Origin of the sequence: Geomonas sp. (assembly GCF_035254065.1) — a bacterium.
In the GTDB taxonomy this organism is placed as follows: domain Bacteria; phylum Desulfobacterota; class Desulfuromonadia; order Geobacterales; family Geobacteraceae; genus Geomonas.
In genome coordinates, this window is sequence record NZ_DATFBA010000366.1 from 1 (window position 1) to 2016 (window position 2016).

Consider the following 2016-nt stretch of genomic DNA (forward strand, 5'->3'; position numbering starts at 1 on the left):
ACCCGCCCCCCCAACATCGAGGGGTCAGGCGAGGTGACCCAGCGCGACCTGGTGAGAAATGCCCTGCGTATGCGCCCCAACCGCATCATCCTGGGCGAGGTGCGCGGCGCCGAGGCGCTCGACATGCTGCAGGCCATGAACACCGGCCACGACGGCTCCATCTCCACCATCCACGCCAACACGGTGCGCGACGCCATGAGCCGCCTGGAGACCATGGTGATGATGAGCGGCCTGGACCTCCCCGACCGCGCCATCCGCGAGCAGATCTCCTCCGCCATCAACGTGATCATCCACCTGGTCCGCTTCGCCGACGGCACCCGCAAGGTGGTCAAGGTCGCCGAGATCACCGGCATGGAGGGGAACACCATCGTCATGCAGGACGTCTTCGTATTCGAGCGCCAGGGGATCGATGCCGACGGCCGCATCATCGGGCACTACATGGCGACCGGGGTCCGCCCCCGCTTCGCCGAGCACTTCAAGCTGTGCGGCTTTGATCTGCCACCGGAGGTGTTCGAGGGGAGGGCCAAGTCATGGTAGTCACCATCGCACTGGTATTCAGCGCCGTGTTCCTGGGCTCCTTCGCCCTGGTTCTGGCGGGGGCCAACGCCGGACAGTCACCGGCGGCCCGCGCCAAGATGCGGCTGAAAATGATGGCCGCCAGCTCCCAAAGGAAGCCGGAACGAGATCCACTTCTGCAGGGAAACGACCGGCTGGCAGCCCTGACGCACTGGGTGCCCCTCATGGAGAGGGTCAAACGTGCGGTGGAGCGGGCGGGGTTGAACGTCCCACCTCTGTACTTCGCGCTCTGGATTTCCGCGGCAGCCTTTGTCACCTTCCTGCTCTTCTTCCTGGCCAAGGGGAACTTCATGGTGTCCCTTTTCGCCGCCCTGGCCGTCATTGGTTGCGCCCGCTTCTTCCTTGCCTACAAGAAGAAGGTGCGCGAGGACCGCTTCACCGAGCAGTTGCCTGACGCGCTCACCATGATCGCCCGCTCGCTGAGGGCGGGGCATTCGATGACCGGCGCGGTGGAACTGGTAGCCCAGGAGCTCCCCGACCCGGCCGGCCCCCTCTTCAAGCTGGCCTACGAGCAGCAGAACCTCGGCATGCGGATTGCGGACTCCCTGGCCACCATTCCGGAGCGCATCGACAGCATCGACCTGCGCTTCTTCGTGACCATCATCAGGATCAACACCGAAACCGGCGGTAACCTGAGCGAGATCCTCGACAAGCTGGCCGACACCATCCGCGCCCGCCTGCAGATACGCAGGCAGGTGCAGGTGGTGACCGCGGAGGGGCGCGTTTCGGGCTACGTGCTGATGCTCTTGCCGATCGTGGTCTTCGCCCTGTTCTACATGATTCAGCCCAACTACATCGGCCTGTTCTTCACCAACCACACCCTCGGGATGCTGCTGATCGGGGCGGCGGTGGCGCAGGTCATCGGCTTTATGTTCATTCGGAAGATCGTCAACATCAGGATCTGAAATGGATTCGGGGAGGACGCCATGATCACTTTAATAATGATCCTCACCTTCGCCAGCCTGGCGCTGTTCATCGGCGCGGTCACCTACCGGCTGCTGAACGGCGGCAACGAACTGAAGGCACGGCTCGCGAAGATGAGGCCAAGTGAAGAGAAACAGCAGGTCTCCCTGCTGCATACCAACGCCAAGTGGCAGGTGAAGCTGGCCGATCTGGGCCAGAAGCTGAAAGTGAAGCCCGCGGAGCTGCACAGCTACCGGGAGACCATCATGGCCGCCGGCTTCAGGCCGGAAAGGGTCTACGTCTTCCTGGGGAGCAAGCTGGTCCTGGCGGCGGCGCTGCCGGCGGCCTTCCTGCTGCTGTACGCCATCCCCGGCGGCCACCTGCGCCAAGGCCAGACCCTGTGGTTCGTCATCGCCCTCGCCATCCTCGGCTTCCTGGCCCCCTCCTTCTGGCTGGACCACCGGGCGGCCTGGCGCAAGCAGGAGATCTTCCACTCGCTCCCTGACGTGCTCGACCTCTTGACCGTCTGCGTCGAGG

At 64.2% G+C, this 2016-nt stretch carries 2 protein-coding genes and 1 pseudogene; all 3 read left to right on the top strand.

Going from position 1 to position 2016, the window contains the following annotated elements:
• Positions 1–537 (top strand): TadA family conjugal transfer-associated ATPase (locus VJ604_RS17000; protein ID WP_324084587.1); only part of this gene is annotated, 537 nt, incomplete at its 5' end.
• Complete coding sequence (locus tag VJ604_RS17005; protein ID WP_324084588.1) at positions 531–1481, top strand: type II secretion system F family protein; 951 nt, start codon at positions 531–533, stop codon at positions 1479–1481. The genes VJ604_RS17000 and VJ604_RS17005, both read left to right, overlap by 7 nt.
• A 21-nt stretch (positions 1482–1502) precedes the next feature.
• Positions 1503–2016: pseudogene (locus tag VJ604_RS17010) on the top strand (type II secretion system F family protein); the annotation flags it as partial.